General features: G+C 46.7%; 16 protein-coding genes. 5 read left to right on the top strand and 11 right to left on the bottom strand.

The window, feature by feature from the left end; all coding sequences use genetic code 11:
* Window positions 1-460: 460 nt before the first annotated feature.
* Window positions 461-1,525 carry an acyltransferase family protein gene (locus AAKU61_RS20205; protein ID WP_354335186.1) on the top strand — a complete coding sequence of 355 codons (1,065 nt, stop codon included), beginning with the start codon at window positions 461-463 and terminating at the stop codon, window positions 1,523-1,525.
* A gap of 105 nt (window positions 1,526-1,630) precedes the next feature.
* Here the strand turns inward: AAKU61_RS20205 and AAKU61_RS20200 are convergent, their stop codons facing one another.
* From AAKU61_RS20200 to AAKU61_RS20175, 6 genes are all read right to left on the bottom strand, one after another.
* The gene (locus AAKU61_RS20200; protein WP_354335184.1) at window positions 1,631-2,230 is read right to left on the bottom strand and encodes a lysophospholipid acyltransferase family protein; all 600 of its coding nucleotides are present in this window, start codon (window positions 2,228-2,230) and stop codon (window positions 1,631-1,633) included.
* Between the two features lie 486 nt (window positions 2,231-2,716).
* Entirely contained in the window at window positions 2,717-3,331 is a 615-nt protein-coding gene (locus tag AAKU61_RS20195) for a nucleotide-binding protein (RefSeq protein WP_354335182.1), read from the bottom strand.
* 102 nt (window positions 3,332-3,433) lie between these two features.
* Window positions 3,434-4,150: a pseudouridine synthase gene (locus AAKU61_RS20190; protein WP_354335180.1), complete on the bottom strand. Its 717-nt coding sequence runs from the start codon at window positions 4,148-4,150 to the stop codon at window positions 3,434-3,436.
* A 58-nt stretch (window positions 4,151-4,208) separates the two neighbouring features.
* Entirely contained in the window at window positions 4,209-6,182 is a 1,974-nt protein-coding gene (locus AAKU61_RS20185) for an ATP-binding protein (protein ID WP_354335178.1), read from the bottom strand.
* Window positions 6,183-6,355: 173 nt separating this feature from the next.
* Entirely contained in the window at window positions 6,356-7,177 is an 822-nt protein-coding gene (locus tag AAKU61_RS20180) for a substrate-binding periplasmic protein (protein ID WP_354335176.1), read from the bottom strand.
* A gap of 370 nt (window positions 7,178-7,547) precedes the next feature.
* Window positions 7,548-8,162, bottom strand: a complete 615-nt coding sequence (locus AAKU61_RS20175; protein WP_354335174.1) for an outer membrane lipoprotein — start codon at window positions 8,160-8,162, stop codon at window positions 7,548-7,550.
* A 302-nt stretch (window positions 8,163-8,464) separates the two neighbouring features.
* On the opposite strand from AAKU61_RS20175, the gene ureE reads away from it, so the two are divergent.
* From ureE to ureG, 3 genes are all read left to right on the top strand, one after another.
* Entirely contained in the window at window positions 8,465-8,977 is a 513-nt protein-coding gene (ureE, locus tag AAKU61_RS20170) for an urease accessory protein UreE (protein ID WP_354335194.1), read from the top strand.
* Window positions 8,978-8,992: 15 nt separating this feature from the next.
* Entirely contained in the window at window positions 8,993-9,685 is a 693-nt protein-coding gene (locus AAKU61_RS20165; RefSeq protein ID WP_354335192.1) for an urease accessory protein UreF, read from the top strand.
* A gap of 103 nt (window positions 9,686-9,788) precedes the next feature.
* Window positions 9,789-10,409 carry an urease accessory protein UreG gene (ureG, locus tag AAKU61_RS20160; RefSeq protein WP_354335190.1) on the top strand — a complete coding sequence of 207 codons (621 nt, stop codon included), beginning with the start codon at window positions 9,789-9,791 and terminating at the stop codon, window positions 10,407-10,409.
* Between the two features lie 109 nt (window positions 10,410-10,518).
* On the opposite strand, the gene AAKU61_RS20155 is transcribed toward ureG, so the two are convergent.
* The 4 genes from AAKU61_RS20155 to AAKU61_RS20140 form a co-directional block, all read right to left on the bottom strand.
* The gene (locus AAKU61_RS20155; protein ID WP_354335173.1) at window positions 10,519-11,712 is read right to left on the bottom strand and encodes an aminotransferase-like domain-containing protein; all 1,194 of its coding nucleotides are present in this window, start codon (window positions 11,710-11,712) and stop codon (window positions 10,519-10,521) included.
* Window positions 11,713-11,824: 112 nt separating this feature from the next.
* Complete coding sequence (locus AAKU61_RS20150) at window positions 11,825-12,283, bottom strand: RidA family protein (RefSeq protein ID WP_354335171.1); 459 nt, start codon at window positions 12,281-12,283, stop codon at window positions 11,825-11,827.
* 348 nt (window positions 12,284-12,631) lie between these two features.
* Window positions 12,632-13,243: a LysE family translocator gene (locus AAKU61_RS20145; protein ID WP_322118080.1), complete on the bottom strand. Its 612-nt coding sequence runs from the start codon at window positions 13,241-13,243 to the stop codon at window positions 12,632-12,634.
* Between the two features lie 194 nt (window positions 13,244-13,437).
* A complete protein-coding gene (locus AAKU61_RS20140) occupies window positions 13,438-13,812 on the bottom strand; it encodes a DUF2917 domain-containing protein (RefSeq protein ID WP_354335169.1) in 375 nt (124 codons plus the stop codon).
* 138 nt (window positions 13,813-13,950) lie between these two features.
* On the opposite strand from AAKU61_RS20140, the gene AAKU61_RS20135 reads away from it, so the two are divergent.
* On the top strand, window positions 13,951-15,459 hold the full coding sequence (locus AAKU61_RS20135; RefSeq protein ID WP_503012666.1) for an aminotransferase-like domain-containing protein: 1,509 nt from the start codon (window positions 13,951-13,953) through the stop codon (window positions 15,457-15,459).
* A 6-nt stretch (window positions 15,460-15,465) separates the two neighbouring features.
* On the opposite strand, the gene AAKU61_RS20130 is transcribed toward AAKU61_RS20135, so the two are convergent.
* The gene (locus AAKU61_RS20130) at window positions 15,466-16,470 is read right to left on the bottom strand and encodes an MBL fold metallo-hydrolase (protein WP_354335188.1); all 1,005 of its coding nucleotides are present in this window, start codon (window positions 16,468-16,470) and stop codon (window positions 15,466-15,468) included.
* Between the last annotated feature and the right edge of the window lie 218 nt (window positions 16,471-16,688).

Raw genomic sequence — 16,688 nt, 5'->3', positions numbered from 1 at the left:
AGCCAGCTCTCCTGAATCACACCTTTGAACGAAAATCGATAAAAATCACGAAATCTGCTCGCTATCTGGGGTTTATGGAGGGCTTACAGTTAATTACCGAACAGAAACAAAAAGAGGACGAAAGACCATCAGGAAGTATCCATATTAATGCCCTGATTTTGCTGCCCTCCCCCAGATAAAATTCATCCCAGACTGCTTAACTTAATTCTGAAATTATAGTTCTGAAATCTTTCCAGAATAAAGAACTTACGCTGATCTGGCTGATGATCTGCACGAGCGTACAGCGCCAAACTGAGCTTATCCCAATGAAAATTGGGCTTGAAATTATGCTTTTTAAGCAACTTCTAGCATGACTTAGCAAAGCTTCGTTACAAACTTAACAGGCGTAACTCATGATCATTCGTTATCATGGCGACTTCCCGAAAAAAACCTATGTTTACAGATAGTTAGAGAAATATTGATGTCTTCACTGAGCAGAAATTCCAGAATCGACAATATCAAAGGTGTTTTGATATTTTTAGTCGTCTTTGGTCATTTAATTGAATTGCATATCGCTGGTGCGCATGTGCTGCACTCGGTGTGGTTGTTTATCTACTCTTTTCACATGCCAATGTTTGCCCTGGTATCCGGCATGTTTTCTAAAGCATCTCTGGACGAAAAACAAAGCAACCAGCTAGTCAAAAATGTAGTGATTCCCCTTGTCGTCTTTGAGATTTTCTACGAAGGTCTGGAGTTACTTTTAAAGGGTAATTTAAGTGTTTATAGCGGACTATTCGCACCTTACTGGATGCTTTGGTATTTGCTGAGCTTGCTGTCATGGCGCTTACTGCTACCCATGTTTTCGCGCTTGCAGTTCCCGGTGATGATCGCCTTGGGCGTCTCTCTGGTTGCCAGCTATTCAGAGAGCACAGGTTATTTTTTAAGCATCTCACGCACCTTAAGCTTCTTCCCATTTTTCTTGTTGGGCTGGAAAATGGGGCCTGGTTTTTTTGATGGTGGTAAAAAGCGCTTAGCATTTGTGAGTGTGCCGGTGGTGGCGATTGCGATCACAGCGTCCTTCTTATTGCGCAGTGATTTTGACTATCGTTGGCTGTATGGCAGTTATTCGCTTAACCGTCTTGGTATGGCAAATATGACTGGTACTGCGTATCAAATTGCACAATACCTTGTCTCACTTACAGTTGGTATGGCTTGTTTGCATCTGCTATCGCTGAGAAATTGGGGACTGGCACAAATTGGTCAACGTTCTATGTACGTATTTTTGTGGCACGGCCTGGCATTGATTGTGCTGCAGCAAACGGGCATGCTGAATGAGATTTTTAAGCTTGATCATGCACTGGCTCTTGTAATCGCTGTTATCGCCAGTGCCATCATTGTGTGGCTGGCATCGCATCCATGGTGTGAGGCTATGACCCAGAAGCTTCTATTAAAACCAATGTCGTGGTTGTTCATCAAGGCGCAGGGAGTGAGTATGCCCACTCCTCCCAAAACGATGGATGTCAAAGTCTCGACGCTAGAACCTTAAACAAAATAGCTAGCTTCACCGCCATAGCCAGCACCGCCATCATTACCGGTATCAAACCAGACACAAATCAAATAACCAACATACGGTTTGTGCCGTAGGGCATTCTTATTTCACCTGGATATTGCCTGCATCAAACTGGCGCGGATTCTTGCCAGTAATCCCTGCATAAAAGCGCTGGATTTCAGCCATATCAACTGTAATATCCCCAGACAATTCAAACATACGGCCTATGCCGCCGACTTTGCGTTTGAAGTCCAGGTAGCCTAGCGCAATTGGTACACCAGCGCCTTGGGCGATGTAATAAAATCCGGTTTTCCAGTGGCTGACATTGCCACGCGTGCCTTCTGGCGGGACAATCACTGTCAATGACGAGGTGTTTTGGAAAGCCTCAACCGTGCTTTGGACTAAATTGCCAGTGCGCGTGCGATCCACTGGGATACCACCAAGCCAACGCATTACTCCGCCGACAACGGGTGGAAACAAACTGGCTTTACCCATCCAGTAAACATTAAGACGCAGAGCAAAACAAACCAGCAAAGTCACGGGAAAATCCCAATTGCTCGTATGCGGCGCTGCGATCAACACGTATTTGGGCGTGGTCGGTGTAATACCCTCGACCTTCCAGCCGATCAGTCTCAATATCAATAAAGAAACCCAACGCATCAAAGTATTGATGATGGGCGTGTCAAAAATGGTGTGATGCATGTACTAAGTCTTTGATAAAAATAGAATTTACGCCAAATTGCCGCAGCAAGGCGTCGTGACGAATGCGGCATTATAGAGAGAGACATGCTGCTTTAGGGAAATAAAGAGTGCCATCAATCAAGATGGAGGGTGCGTAAGTGAAAGCGCTGTGACCGTTTGCTGCAACAAGTCAGCATCGATTTTTCAGGCGAAGTAAGCGCCGCCAAAATATATACTGCCATTAGTATATTTTAATCGTCCATATAATCACTGGACAATCAGGCATTTTTCCATAAAATAATGGGGAGTATATTAAACCCAGATTTTCCATTAGATCGCTACCACTTCGCAGAAACCCAGACTGCGTGCGGTCTTCAGAGGGATAGCACCACCGCGCTTTGAGTGGGATCGCTACAGCGAGAATTTGCACAAATTGATATTGCGGGGCAATTCATATCAATTCTGCTTTGCGGCTAAATTCTTTTCCGTGGCTGATTTATAGCCGCTTTAAGGCTGATTTACCCATGCAATCACGTCTTGCCATTGCGCTATATCTTTTTCTACTCTGGAGGGTGCAACATCCCACAAAGTCGCGCCGTGTGCTGCCAATTGAATATAGTTTTGGGTATCACGTAAATACGCCAGAACAGGTAAGCCTAGTTGTCCGACATAGTGCGCCAATTGATCAGAGGCCCGGCTACGGCCATTGACTCGCATACCTAGCACGGCTAATTGGTAGTTCTTGTCCCGCTTATTGAGTTTTTTCAAAAAATCCTCCGTGGCGAGGATGTCAAAAATAGAAGGTTGCAGAGGGACAATCACCTTGTCCGCCAGTTTTAAGACTGCATCTAATTTGCTACCGCTTAGACCTGCAGGCGTATCCAACACGATATGTGTCGTCCCTTTAGGTGGTTTTGCGATATGACCGTCTTGGATTTCCCAGGCGCTGATCGCTGGCAAATTGGCAGGGCGCAACGACAACCATGTACGTGATGATTGCTGCTTGTCCGCATCGCCCAGCATCACCTTATGTCCTTGCGAGGCAAAGTATCCGGCCAGGTTAGTGGCGAAGGTACTTTTACCAACACCACCTTTAGGATTGACGATAGCGACGACAGGCATAGTGACTCCTCGTAACTGATAATGATGTTGAAGCTTAAGCTAAAACCAACAATAAAAGTGATGCTAAGAATTCAAATTACATAATCGCAACAAACAGTCATTTTATGCAGGTACCAAGAGCGCCATTTGTTGCTGGGTGAGATAACACCATTCGCCCTCTTCCAAACCCAGAGACTGCAATGTTAGTTGTCCGACAGCAGTTCTGCTCAACGCCGCACAATGATTGCCGGCTGCTGCCAGCATGCGCTTGACCTGATGGTACTTGCCTTGCTCCAAGACGATCTCAAGCTGATGAGCAGAAAGCTGGCGGCAGGTTTGCGCTGCCAATGGCGCTGGTTCATCATGTAATTGCACGCCTGCCAATAGCTTTTCTACCAATTCGCTAGTCACAGGTTCCGCCGTGGTTGCAACATACACTTTTGGAATATGTCGTTTAGGCGAAGACTGGGCGTGGATAAATGGGCCATCGTCCGACATCAACAACATACCCGTCGTATCATGGTCCAGGCGGCCTACCGGCTGCACATCGCGCCACGAAAACTGTTCTGGCAAAAGGCTCAATACACCTGGATGGTGGCTAGGTTTGCGTGAACATTCAAAATTAGCGGGCTTGTTGAGAACGATATAAATATGTTCACGATATTCCCACTCTTCATCAAAAATATGAAAAGTCAGACCATCGGTTTCCACGGTCGTTTTATAACTGTCCATCACTTCGCCAGCGATGCTCAGTTCGCCGTCATCGATTAGCTCGCGACAGTATTTTCGGGTGCCAAATCCTTGCGATTGCAGGATTTTATCTAGGGATAATTTACTCATGGGCGGGACTTTAACAGAAGCGAGGGCGTCTGCAAAATTCAGGGTATCAAATTGGTTTTTATTTTTTAAAAACAGTTAAGGGCAAGCTAATGATAAAGATAGTGCCTTGGTCGATGATGCTGTCAACACTGATGTGCCCATCGAGTACGCCAGTCACTAGGTTATACACAATATTGAGCCCTAATCCGCTACCGCCCTGCCCGAGTTTAGTGGTAAAAAACGGGTCAAATATGCGTCCGAGATTGGCGGCCGGTATGCCTTTGCCATTATCGCTGACCACAATTTCCACTCTATCTTCTTCAAACAATTTGGCAGAAATATCCACCACACCGCGGGTGTCACCTTCAAAAGCATGAATAAACGCATTGTTGATCAGGTTGGTCAGGACTTGCCCCAGAGGACCGGGGTAACTATCCAGAATAATTTTAGGCGGTATCGTATACACCACCTCATGCCGGGTCTTGCGTATGGTCGGACCTAGGGTCAGAACAATTTCTGCAATGGTTTCATCCAACACAAACAGACGCCGATTGGCACTGGTCTGATCGACCGCAACTTGTTTAAAACTGACCACCAGTTCGGATGCTTTACCAAGATTACGCATTAAAATGTCTGTGCCGTTGCGCGTATTTTGTAAAAACTCATCCAGAGTGGAGCGCCGCATCCCAGTCTTCATCCCGGCGATGATTTGCTCGGTATGCTGCTGCAAAGTGCTGGCAATGGTCACGCTGGTACCGATAGGCGTATTTAACTCATGCGCGATGCCCGCCACCAGGGAGCCAAGTGCGGCCATTTTTTCGGTGCGCAACAGCTCATGCTGCGCCCGCTGGAGATTCTCAAGCACGATCGTCAACTCGGAGTTGGCGATCTCAAGTGCGTTAGTTCGCTCTGACACCCTGCGCTCTAAACTGCTGTTAAGGGTACGAATTTCGGATTCGTTATGACGTTTTTCAGTGATATCTTCTTGCACCAATACCAGTAAAGACTCTTCACTCAAGCGTATTAACCTACCAGAAATATTACACAGAAGGATTTTTTCCTGATGGCCGCAATGTAGCCATGCCTCGTAATCATGGATCTCGCCATGGTGTTCTACGTTTTGCATTACGGCATCTAAATCTTCTTTATTTCGCCATAGTGCGATCTGTTTTTCTGGGCTATTTAAGATGTCATCATGCGACCAGCCAAATTGTCTGACCCAGGCATCATTGACATCAATCATCGTGAAACTGGTTGTTTTACGAAATACCGTCATAGCAACCGGAGAGGCATGAAAAATCGCGGTGAATTTTTCTTCGGTAAAACGCAAGGCTTGCTCTGCACGCAAACGATCATTTAATTCTTGTTGGAGTATCTCATTTTTCAGATCGCGCTCTGAGAGCAAAGCGCCCAGATCAAGCCGCATTTTGTCCAGGCTATTGGCAAAGCTGCCAATCTCATCCTTGCGATGCCAGATCACCGCTTTGTCCAGTTTGCCACGTGCCAGATCGGCAGTAATATTTTGCAGCGCCTGCAATGGATGTACGATCCTACGCTCAAATAACAGCAGGATAAAACCAAATGAAATTAAAACCTGCGCAAGGATTGCGCCGCCCAACTTCAAGAAATCAATCAGTAAATCGTGATCCAAACGCCCTGTACTCAGTTCAATGATGACCTTACCAATTTGTTTATTATTTAAAAAAATCGGACGCTCTTCATGCATGACTTCACCGATGCGTCGCTCGGCAATTTCGATGTGGACAAACTGGCTTCGGGATTCATCTTCAACGGTGACTTGCAGAACTGCCGGGTCACGCATGACGGCTTTAACAAATTGGGTAGCAACTTCTTTATCTACATTCCAGACTGGAACCGCCATCGCGCTGGATAGCATGTCCGCGTATTGCGACATTGGGGTACGCACACGTAGATCCAACTCACGCTCGTACCGATCCACTAGCAAAAATCGTCCGACGACCAAGGCTGGCAGTAAGATTCCTAATGCGACGCCTAAAATCAAAATTTGACGAAGAGAAAGTTTTCCCAACATGAGCCTTGTAGAGTTGCTTATAGAGTTGCCAGTTGCCATATACAGTTTTATTTTCGCTGCAAGGAAACGACTGGCATTCACTGAACTTTGCAGATTTCGCCGTTAGCTATTTTTGCAAAAAGAGCCTGATTAACAGACATTCACTCAGATATATGCGTAACGTCTTGAACACCTCAGTCACTTTTTTTACGCCAGAGCTGAATGTTATTTTCAATTAATTTATCCATCACATTCTGCTTGGTCAATTTGATCATTGCCTTTGCAACGCGCCCGCGCATTTCTCCGGTATTACATGGCGATTGGTGCGAGAAAGTTAAAAATAAGCCCTCATTACTAATCGCTGGCGTGACTATTTTTAAGCCGGTGATATTCAGCTTAGCCACGTAGGCGAGACTAGGATCTTCTTCATAAATCAAATAATCCGAGCGCGATAAAGTCAACATTTTCAATGCTGATTCAAGGCTAGCAACGGTAGCTATTTTCAATGATTCTTTAGCATAATGATCAAAATCGTCACCAAAGCTATTATTGATCACCGTGACTCCCTGTTTGCCCTGCAGATCGCTCCACTTCTTATAGTTGAGAGACTTATTTGCTTTTGTCCAGATTACAGAATGCGTTTCACGGAAAGCCGGATAAAAATAATCCATGTAATCCAGTCTGGGTTGAGTGAAAAAAGCTCCCGCAATCAAGTCAATACGACCAAGCTTAGCCTCCTCCTGCACGCGCCCCCAAGTACCAACATACTTGACTTCAATCGGTATGCCTAACTCTTTTGATAATAACTGCATTAAATCGGCATTTGCACCGATTAACCTGCTTTCATCACTGGGGTCACGCCATAAATAAGGAGGATATTCTGGATTGCCTGCTGCAATCAACGCTTTACATGATTCAGCTTGCGCATTTGAACCAGAAAAACAGGCGCAAACCAAGGCGAGAACACTGAACAACTTTAGTCCTGACAGTGGCTGTATTTGCTTGTTGCTTAACATTGAGCATTCCCTTGTTTTTATTGGGATAATGAGCGTCTAGTCTAACGACTGGATTTGGTATTTACAAGAACGATCTAGGCGTAGGGCAATAAAATACTAAGAAGCAACGAAAATGGGCAAGATAGAAAACTGAAATGTAAGGATAGTTTCGCCACTATTTACGATTCCATGATGACCCCAACCAAGACTTGCAAGCAAGCTTAGCCCTCGCTCCTGTCAATAGAGCAAACCTTGTGTGCTTATTAGTATCCACGAAGGCTCTGATTACATTATCGATGAAAATACTCTGCCCATCTCCAGCCTACGCAAATCGCCTCGCTTAATAATCTCTGCAAATTTGCGTAATTCGCTAACAAGAATACTCAAAAAATTAACGGCGGATAATGCTATCGCCACTGTTTCTGACCAGATCACCGCTACCGAATCCTGGATCATGGTCGAAATTAAAAGTGTTTTTATCGCCATTATCATATTGCACGGCGACCGCCCAGACTTTGGACGATTTTGCTTTTTGCTCAATCTTACGACCTGCATAGGCACCGCCAGCTGCACCAGCAACCGTTGCCAGATCGCGCCCGGTGCCATTACCGACCTGGTTACCTAATAGTGCACCGGCGACACCGCCAGCAATTAAGCCCAATGCACTGCCTTCCCCTTCTTTATCACTCACATTGACCGATAGCACACGACCGCAGCCAGCGCAGTTTGCGCCCGACTTGGTTGATACGGTGACTGCCTGCATATTCGATTTTGCGGTAGCCAATGCATTGTTATATTCGGTTTTGGCGTCCCGCAGACATTGCATGCGAGAAGCGGATGTACTCTCTTCTGCGCACAACTTTTTATCATCGGCATATCGGGTTGCAGCTCTTTTAGTATCTTCGGTATATTGCTGCTTAGAACTGATCGTTTGTGCATGAGCACCTATGTTTACACCTGCAAGTAGCATGCACAACACGGGGAAAATTAAGGCGTTTTTTTTCATGTCAGAACTCCCGGATAAATTAAAGAATGGAAAAGCGAAGAACTTCCAGTAATACGGCATCATCAATAACAAGCATGTCAGCTTTGTCGTCGTATAAGCCAGTTCAGGTAAAACACGGCACAGAGCGCCGTCATTTTATATAAAAGGCATGGCATACAATGTGCATACCTTTTTTATGAATTATTTTTATAATTTGTTTTTGTAAGGTATTTTGATGAAACACGAACACAATAGCACTATAGAAGCGCAATGCAAAAAACATGCGCACCGAAAAACATCCCAGCTTTCGTTATAGCAAACCCATGCGTACCCTGCACACAAAAATTCAACACACAGATCATATCGATGGCGAATTAGTTTTACCTTTTCAGATACGCGAAAAAAGTCGCTTTCGCGCTACCCTCACCTCAGGCGAGGATATTGCCTTACTCACGGTGCGTGGTAGCGTCTTGCGCAATGGCGATCTGATCGCTAGCGAAGACGGCTTCGTCGTCAAAATCGTCGCTGCGGCAGAACCGACTTATAAAGTCGTTTGCGATTCGGCCCAGGCTTTGTTGCGCTGTGCGTTCCATTTAGGTAACCGGCACACACAAGCTCAGGTTGGTGATGGTTTTTTACGTATCCGTCACGACAATGTACTTAAAGAGATGTTAGAAGGTTTGGGCGCTCAGGTAGAGGAAGAACTTGCTGCATTTGAGCCAGAAGCCGGTGCCTATGGCGGTGGTCATCATCATGGCGACGACGGTCATCCGAACAATCCACTTGCACCCATCCCGTTGCGACAAAAAATACATCGTCCTTCTGACAAAAACTAACACTGCCAGCTAATGATACAAACCACTGCATTGCTGCATTTGCTGCAACTGGCCAGCCCATCGCTGCCGGTTGGCGCATATAGCTATTCTCAAGGCTTAGAGAGTGCGATTGAACAAGGTCTGGTGAAAAATTCAGCCACTGCCAGACAATGGATATCGCAGCAATTAGTCGAGGTGCTAGCCTGTTTTGAAGCGCCGATTTTGTGGCGACTGCTGCACGCTTTTGAAAAACGCGATCAGGCTTCGATCTGTCTGTGGACCGAACGTTTTTTGGCGGCGCGGGACACCGCAGAATTTCGGGCGGAGACAGTACAAATGGGGTATTCGCTCGGTAAGCTATTAGTGGATTTAAAACTGGACGACAGTAAGGTTGATCCAGCATTGCTGGCTTGTTTGCAAAGTCTGAGCGAAGTCCCCTTCCCCACCGCATTAGCATGTAGCGCGGTTGCGTTGAAAGTACCTGCAGAGGCAGCACTACTCGGCATGTTATTTTCATGGGCAGAAAATCAGGTGCTAGTGTGCGTCAAATCCGTGCCACTGGGACAAGTCGCGGGACAAGCCCTGTTACTCAGTTTGACTGAGGCATTAGAGGCGGCGGCAAACACCGCGCAAACTCTGAACGACGATGAATTATCCAGCTGGGCGCCAGGATTATCTCTGCTATCGATGCAGCATGAAGTGCAATATAGCCGTCTATATCGCTCCTAACGCCAACATCACACTTACCGAATTTAAATTTTTGAGAGTCCATATGAATTCCAATGTCAGTACCCAAATGAATACCCAAATCAGTACGCAAACCGACTCAAAAATAAGTGCACAAGCATCAAATCCATTGCGCGTCGGCATCGGCGGCCCGGTAGGTTCGGGCAAAACGACACTGTGCGAAATGTTATGTAAAGCGATGCGTGACGACTACGAGATGGCGGTCATCACTAACGACATCTACACCAAAGAAGATATGGAAATCCTGTTACGCGCAGATGCCTTACCGGCAGAACGTTTGATGGGTGTAGAGACCGGCGGCTGTCCACACACAGCGATCCGCGAAGATGCGTCCATCAATCTGGAAGCGATCTCACGAATGTGCGCTGATTTTCCTAACCTAGATTTAATTCTGGTCGAGTCTGGCGGCGATAATTTAGCTGCAACTTTTAGCCCCGAACTATCCGACTTAACGATTTATGTGATCGACGTCGCCGGTGGGGAGAAAATCCCACGCAAGGGCGGACCGGGCATCACCCGCTCCGATTTGTTGATCATTAATAAAACAGACTTGGCGCCGCATGTTGGGGCTAACTTAGACATCATGGCGCAAGACGCCAAACGTATGCGCGGTGATCGTCCGTTTATTTTTACAAATTTAAAAACGGGTGATGGCGTGACGCAAATAATGGAGTTTATTTGCCGGGAAGGTTTGTTGAAAAATTGAATACTTGTGAAGATATTTGATCTACGTAAATAGTAAAACAGCGACTTTTTCAGCAGCCAGAAAAACAAATGAGCCGATGTGGCTCATTTGTTTTTCTCTTGGATTCAGATTACAACTTAGACTGTATTAGTTTACCCAACTTCTCAATCCCTTCATTAATCCGCTCTGGCGATACGGTCACAAAGCTCAAACGCAAGGTATTTGTAGCCGGATTATCTGCATAAAACGGCGCACCAGGAACGAATGCCACATTCTGCGCAATCGCTTCATCCAATAACTGTTTGCTATTGACGTGCGTAGGCAATGTCACCCAGATAAACATGCCGCCCTCTGGACGCGTCCATGTCACGCTGGCTGGAAAATGCTTTGTCATCGCGGCCAGCATCACATCGCATTGACCTGAATAAAAATGACGGATCGTTGGAATGTGTTCGTTCAGGAAGCCATCTTTGATCACTTCATACACTACCATCTGAGTCAACGTAGACGTGTGTAAATCGGCAGCTTGTTTTGCCTGCTCTAATTTACGGATCAACGGCGCAGGACCAACCACATAACCGAGACGAATACCAGGCGTAAGAATTTTTGAGAACGAACCCATGTAGATCACACCATCGGGATTCATCGTCAGCATTTTTGGCAGAGGTTCGCCGCTGTAACATAAATCGCCGTAGGGATTATCTTCAATCAGTGGCAAACCCAGACGTGCGCAGGTGTCGACTAATTCGTAGCGACGTTCAACCGATAAGGTCAGGCCAGTCGGATTCTGGAAGTTAGGCAAGGCATACAATAAACGCGCACCCTGTCCTTTTGCCGCAACTGACGATGGCAACAAACCGTGTGCATCACCATCGACAGAAACATACTCAGGCTGATACAAAGAAAACGCCTGCAAAGCACCAAGGTAAGTCGGCGTCTCAACCAAAATCTTACTGCCTTTGTCGATCAATACTTTACCCAACAAATCTAAACCTTGTTGTGAGCCAGAAACCATCAATATCTGCTCTGGGGAAATTTTGGTCACATCGTTGGACAAAGAATCCGCGATGAATTGACGCAAAGGCGCATAGCCATCGGTCGGTCCGTATTGCAATGCCGACTTTCCTTGCTTGGATAAAACCAGATCAAACGCTGCCCGCATACGGTCGATTGGAAACGTCTCTGGTGACGGCAAACCACCGGCAAAAGAAATCACTTCTGGACGCATCGTGACTTTAAGAATTTCACGGATTACGGAGCCTTGCAACTGCTCTGCACGCTCAGAAAATTTCCACTGCATCGGGCTAGGATTTTCAAGTTTCATACTGGTCTCATTCACTCTGTATTTTTATGTTGTACTGTTTTTATAATCGGTCAATTGTCTGCATTACTCTAAATTAATCTGAATCACTTCAGGTAATTTTGAGTTGATCCAACTAGGCAATCTCAGCAATCAATTCAATTTCAACGCAAGCGCCCATCGGGATCTGTGCTACGCCGAAAGCTGAACGGGCATGCTTGCCTTGCTCACCAAAAATCTCACCAAATAATTCTGACGCGCCGTTTGTGACTAAATGCTGTTCTGTAAAGTCGCCTGTGGAATTGACTAGACTCATGACTTTTACAATCCGTTTAACGCAATTCAGGTCGCCACCGCAAGCTGCTTGCAGGGTAGCGATCAAATCAATCGCGACTGCACGTGCGGCAGCTTTGCCTTCTTCAGTGCTGATGTTTTTACCTAATTGACCGACCCAGACTTTGCCGTCTTTTTTTGCAATATGACCGGACAAAAACACAGTGTTACCAGTTTGTGCATACATAACATACGCAGCGGCCGGTACTGCGACTGCTGGTAACTCAATATTCAAAGCTTGGAGTTTTTCGTAAAACGACATGGTGATTTCCAAAAAAGTTGTGGCGTATGCCTGACTCGGTGCAATGTAGTGCAAAAAGCAATCTCGGCAATGACTAAACTACCTGGTGAAATTGCTAATGAGAACCGAGGCAAGTGCCTGATTTTATAGAGTGAAGCGGGACAATTGTTTTCACTGACAGACCTCCATTGTAAGCCCCTCATCACCCGATTAACACCCCCAATTACAGACAATCCGCTTGATTTAATTTGGAGGTCTGTCTCTTTTCAACACGACTACCGATGATTCTTCATTGATCTGCCGATTGCCAATAACGCTATCGCTGCCAGCTAATTGGTATTGGGCGAGAATTCCTCGCTTTATCATCACTTATAAGGTCAGCATCCACATCGCCGTCAACGCTAATGCCAATCCCATCACGAGATTAAAATTTCTCAGACGATTGCCGACCAGCAACCAGTTGCGCAAACTTTGCCCCATCCATGCCCAAGCGAGAATACTCAGCGCACTCGGAATGGTAAATCCCAGACTCATCCAAGCCATACGGACAACAAAATCAGCATGCCCTATGGCATAAGTTGAGGTCGCGGCGACCAGCATCATCCATGCTTTGGGGTTGACGATCTGAAACAATGCAGCTTGAGGAAGACTTAAAGGTTTAATCGCGTCGCTGGAAGACAACTGACGGGAAAAACATAACTTAAAAGCCAGGTACAAAAGATAAGCAATCCCTGCCAGTTTCATACCCCAGACTAGATAGGGGCTGGCTTGCAAAATAGCGATGCCGCCCAAACCGACCACCCACATCAGCACCACAAAGCCGATCGGCACACCCGCCACCTGTGGCAAGGCGGCGCGCAGGCCATGATTAACACCAGTGGTCGCAGCGATTGCCACATTAGGGCCAGGCGTAAAAGAAGCGATCCAGGCAAAGGTGGTAAAAGCCAGCACTTCAGCAAATTGAATTTGAGCAAACGGCATCACGGACTTCCTATTCAATAAAATATACTAGAAGGGTGTAATTTTTAATGTCCAATGATTATTTGGACAATAAGGTATATTTATTCACATACTCCCCTATTTTTTACTTTTTTCTTTATGGGTATAAGGCAAATATTTTCAGTATCGTCAGGGGGGCGCTATGCATACCGCTTCATCTGGCAACTCCCCCAATCTCACCGCGGGTCGCAAATTGTTTCGGCCCTGATTGCATCATCAGCGTGCAGGAAGGATGCTACAGGTTCAAGCTGCTTGCTCAAGACCAAGCTTGAACTCTGATGAGTTAAGGGCGTTTGCTCAGGCAGGCTGTTTTCGATAACAACACAAATTTGGATCTCACTAGCCTGACGATCTGCCTCAATTACCACTCGCTTTAGCGGCGGCATCATCAAACTCTGCCCCGTCGATAACCAGTAATCGTAGGCATCATTCTCAATCGTAATCCACACCAAACCGCATTTGATTTGCAAGCACAGTGCCGACTCGGCAGACACAGACAGCAAGCCATTTGGCGGTAGCGTCAGTAATGTATTGGCGGTGAGAATTTTCATAGCATTCCTTGCAGGTTGGTGTAGGAGTTGTGCTATCCTAGCCGCAAAAACCAATACAGTACCAGTACAATAAAAACGATAATTCACGCACTGTTACGGTCTTTTTCCCGATACACCTATCCGATTGGCAGGCATCCTATGATTAACGGTAGCAGGAATAGCGATACAAATGGCAGCACGAGTGGCGACAAGAATCGAGGCACAAATGTGAGCGCAATCGGAAGCACGAATCGAAGCATAATTTCGCGCGATTCTGGCGGTTCTCTGGTCGAGCAAATTGTCCGTAACATTGCTACCCGTATCGACGACAAATTACTACGCACCGGTGCGCGGATGCCGTCGATCCGGCAGTTTGCGGACGAACAGCGCGTATCTCGCTTTACGGTGGTTGAGGCTTACGACCGGCTGGTCGCCAAGGGTTATCTGGAATCACGTCGCGGCTCGGGCTTTTTTGTACGAGAACGTGCCTCGATGATCAACAGCAATAACGCTAATAATGCTGCTGAGGCTTTGCCGTCAGGGCAACAACTCGATGTGGTGTGGCTGGTGCGGAATATGTTCCGCCAATTGCCGCCGCAAAAAATGCCGGGCGCCGGTCTGCTACCACATGACTGGCTGGACGGTGAACTGGTAGCCAACGGCTTGCGAGCGATCAGTCGCCTCAATCAAAACCTGCTTTTACACTACGGTACGCCGCAGGGATTTTTACCACTGCGCCAGCAACTGCAACTGAAATTAGCAGAACTGGAAATCGCCGCAGCACCAGAGCAAATCATCATGACGACCGGTGTTACGCAGGCGCTGGATTTGGTGGCACGCGAATTTACTCGCCCCGGTGACACGATTTTTGTCGATGATCCCGCCTGGTTTTTAATGTTTGCCTCATTTGCGATTTTGGGTGCCAAAGTGATTGGCATACCGCGCTTGCATGACGGTCCCGATGTGATCAAGCTAGCCGAGCTGGCGGCGCTGCATAAGCCCAAGCTCTATATCATTAATTCTGTCATGCATAACCCGACCTCCACGTCCCTGTCGGCGGCCAAGGCGTTTCAGGTATTGAAGACGGCAGAAGAACATGATTTTATGGTTGTGGAAGATGATATTTACTGCGACATGCATCCCGGCACAGCAGTACAAGCTGCGACCCGCATTGCCGCCTTAGACCAATTAAACCGTGTGATTTATCTGGGTGGATTTTCTAAAACTCTAGCTGCCAATCTGCGCGTAGGATTTATCGCTACCTCACATGAATTAGCTGTGCGCTTATCTGACCGCAAGATGTTATCCACGCTGACTACGACAGAGATCGGTGAGCGTGTCGTGTATAAAATTTTATCAGAAGGTCATTACCGCAAACACGTAGACCGCATCCGCGTCAAACTGGATTCTGTACGGGATGACGTGACCAAGCGAGTAGAAAACCTCGGGATGAAAGTTGATTACCGCACACCTGCCGGTATGTTTTTGTGGACTGATACCGGCTGCGACACCAATGTACTGACAGAGAAGGCAATGGAGCAAGGTTTTTTGCTTGCGCCAGGGAGCTTATTTTCCCCCAATCAACTGCCCTCGACCAAGATGCGTATCAACATTGCTGCGATGTCTGATCCTGATGTTTGGGCGTTTTTAGAGAAAGAAATTAAGTAACAGACCCTATTTCGCTGATATCCACCAGGCCTCACCTGCATGTGGCTTGGTCATGCTGAGTGGCTCACCCATTTGAGGTGTGCTGATCGGGACATTACGTGCATCAGCCAAGGCCGTAATGCGGTCAAACGGCTCATGCCAGACATGCAACGATAGATCAAACGTGCCGTTATGAACCGGCAGCAAATGTTTTCCACGTAAGTCCAGATGCGCCTGTAAAGTCTGCTCAGGCTGCATGTGGACATCTGGCCACTGGTGATTGTAGGCGCCGGTTTCTATCATAGTCAGATCGAAGGGACCGAACTTATCGCCGATCTGTTTAAAGCCATCAAAGTAGCCACTATCGCCACTAAAAAACAGGTTTAAATTCTGCTCAGCCTCGTCATTGGTTTCACGGATTACCCAAGACGACCAAAGAGTTTGATTCCCATCGTTGAGGCCGCGACCGGAAAAATGTTGCGCAGGTGTCGCCGTCAATTCGATACCGTCTACTGTAGTACTTTGCCACCAATCCAGTTGTTGAACCTTGTGAGCAGCGATGCCCCATTTAATTAAGGTATCACCAACACCCAGCGGCGTTAAAAAATGTTCGACTTTATCGGCCAGTTGTAACACTGCAGCATAGTCCAGATGATCATAATGATCGTGCGACAAAATCACGCCCTTGATCGGCGGCAGGTCCGCAATACTGATCGGTGGCTGATGGAAACGTTTTGGGCCCATCCACTGGAACGGTGATGCCCGCTCGGAAAATACAGGATCAGTCAGCCAAAACTCACCACGCAGTTTTAGCAATAAAGTGGAATGACCCAGGCGGAATAAAGATTGATCAGGCGCGGCTAGTAACTGTTCACTCGTCAACGTTTGTACAGGGATTTGTCCTGCCGGTATGGTATTGGCTGGTTTATTAAAAAGGAAGGTCAAGGCGATTTGCAATGTTTTGAAAAAGCTGGTCCTTTGTATCTGTACCGGATTTCTATACTTGCCGTCCTCATGCCGCAGATAGCGCATCTTATCTTGAGTATTCTCAGTACCAACAGTGTTTAACCCTGCCTTACTTGAGCTGTTCGCCGGAAATGTGCCAATTGCCATAATCAGATGTCCTGTAAGCAAAATAAAATCGAAAGTACAAACCGAGATCTTTGCACGATAAAAAGCCAAGCAGAGTGTTTACCTCAAATGAGACAATAGCAACAGGATAAATTTAAAGAGTGGCAATCATGGCGTGG

The sequence above is a fragment of the Undibacterium sp. GrIS 1.2 genome, from assembly GCF_040544435.1.
In the GTDB taxonomy this organism is placed as follows: Bacteria; Pseudomonadota; Gammaproteobacteria; order Burkholderiales; family Burkholderiaceae_D; genus Undibacterium.
The sequence above is the reverse complement of the archived record's forward strand: the minus strand, read 5'-3'. Positions and strand labels throughout refer to the sequence as shown.

What these genes read in the sequence shown, in the direction of transcription:
- AAKU61_RS20155 (WP_354335173.1), bottom strand. Translation starts at nt 11,712, where the DNA reads ATGAAACTTGAAAATCCTAGCCCGATGCAGTGGAAATTTTCTGAGCGT.
- AAKU61_RS20200 (WP_354335184.1), bottom strand. Translation starts at nt 2,230, where the DNA reads ATGCATCACACCATTTTTGACACGCCCATCATCAATACTTTGATGCGT.
- AAKU61_RS20205 (WP_354335186.1), top strand. Translation starts at nt 461, where the DNA reads ATGTCTTCACTGAGCAGAAATTCCAGAATCGACAATATCAAAGGTGTT.
- AAKU61_RS20180 (WP_354335176.1), bottom strand. Translation starts at nt 7,177, where the DNA reads ATGTTAAGCAACAAGCAAATACAGCCACTGTCAGGACTAAAGTTGTTC.
- AAKU61_RS20130 (WP_354335188.1), bottom strand. Translation starts at nt 16,470, where the DNA reads ATGCGCTATCTGCGGCATGAGGACGGCAAGTATAGAAATCCGGTACAG.
- AAKU61_RS20135 (WP_503012666.1), top strand. Translation starts at nt 13,951, where the DNA reads ATGATTAACGGTAGCAGGAATAGCGATACAAATGGCAGCACGAGTGGC.
- AAKU61_RS20145 (WP_322118080.1), bottom strand. Translation starts at nt 13,243, where the DNA reads ATGCCGTTTGCTCAAATTCAATTTGCTGAAGTGCTGGCTTTTACCACC.
- AAKU61_RS20185 (WP_354335178.1), bottom strand. Translation starts at nt 6,182, where the DNA reads ATGTTGGGAAAACTTTCTCTTCGTCAAATTTTGATTTTAGGCGTCGCA.
- ureE (WP_354335194.1), top strand. Translation starts at nt 8,465, where the DNA reads ATGCGTACCCTGCACACAAAAATTCAACACACAGATCATATCGATGGC.
- AAKU61_RS20175 (WP_354335174.1), bottom strand. Translation starts at nt 8,162, where the DNA reads ATGAAAAAAAACGCCTTAATTTTCCCCGTGTTGTGCATGCTACTTGCA.
- AAKU61_RS20190 (WP_354335180.1), bottom strand. Translation starts at nt 4,150, where the DNA reads ATGAGTAAATTATCCCTAGATAAAATCCTGCAATCGCAAGGATTTGGC.
- AAKU61_RS20140 (WP_354335169.1), bottom strand. Translation starts at nt 13,812, where the DNA reads ATGAAAATTCTCACCGCCAATACATTACTGACGCTACCGCCAAATGGC.
- AAKU61_RS20150 (WP_354335171.1), bottom strand. Translation starts at nt 12,283, where the DNA reads ATGTCGTTTTACGAAAAACTCCAAGCTTTGAATATTGAGTTACCAGCA.
- AAKU61_RS20195 (WP_354335182.1), bottom strand. Translation starts at nt 3,331, where the DNA reads ATGCCTGTCGTCGCTATCGTCAATCCTAAAGGTGGTGTTGGTAAAAGT.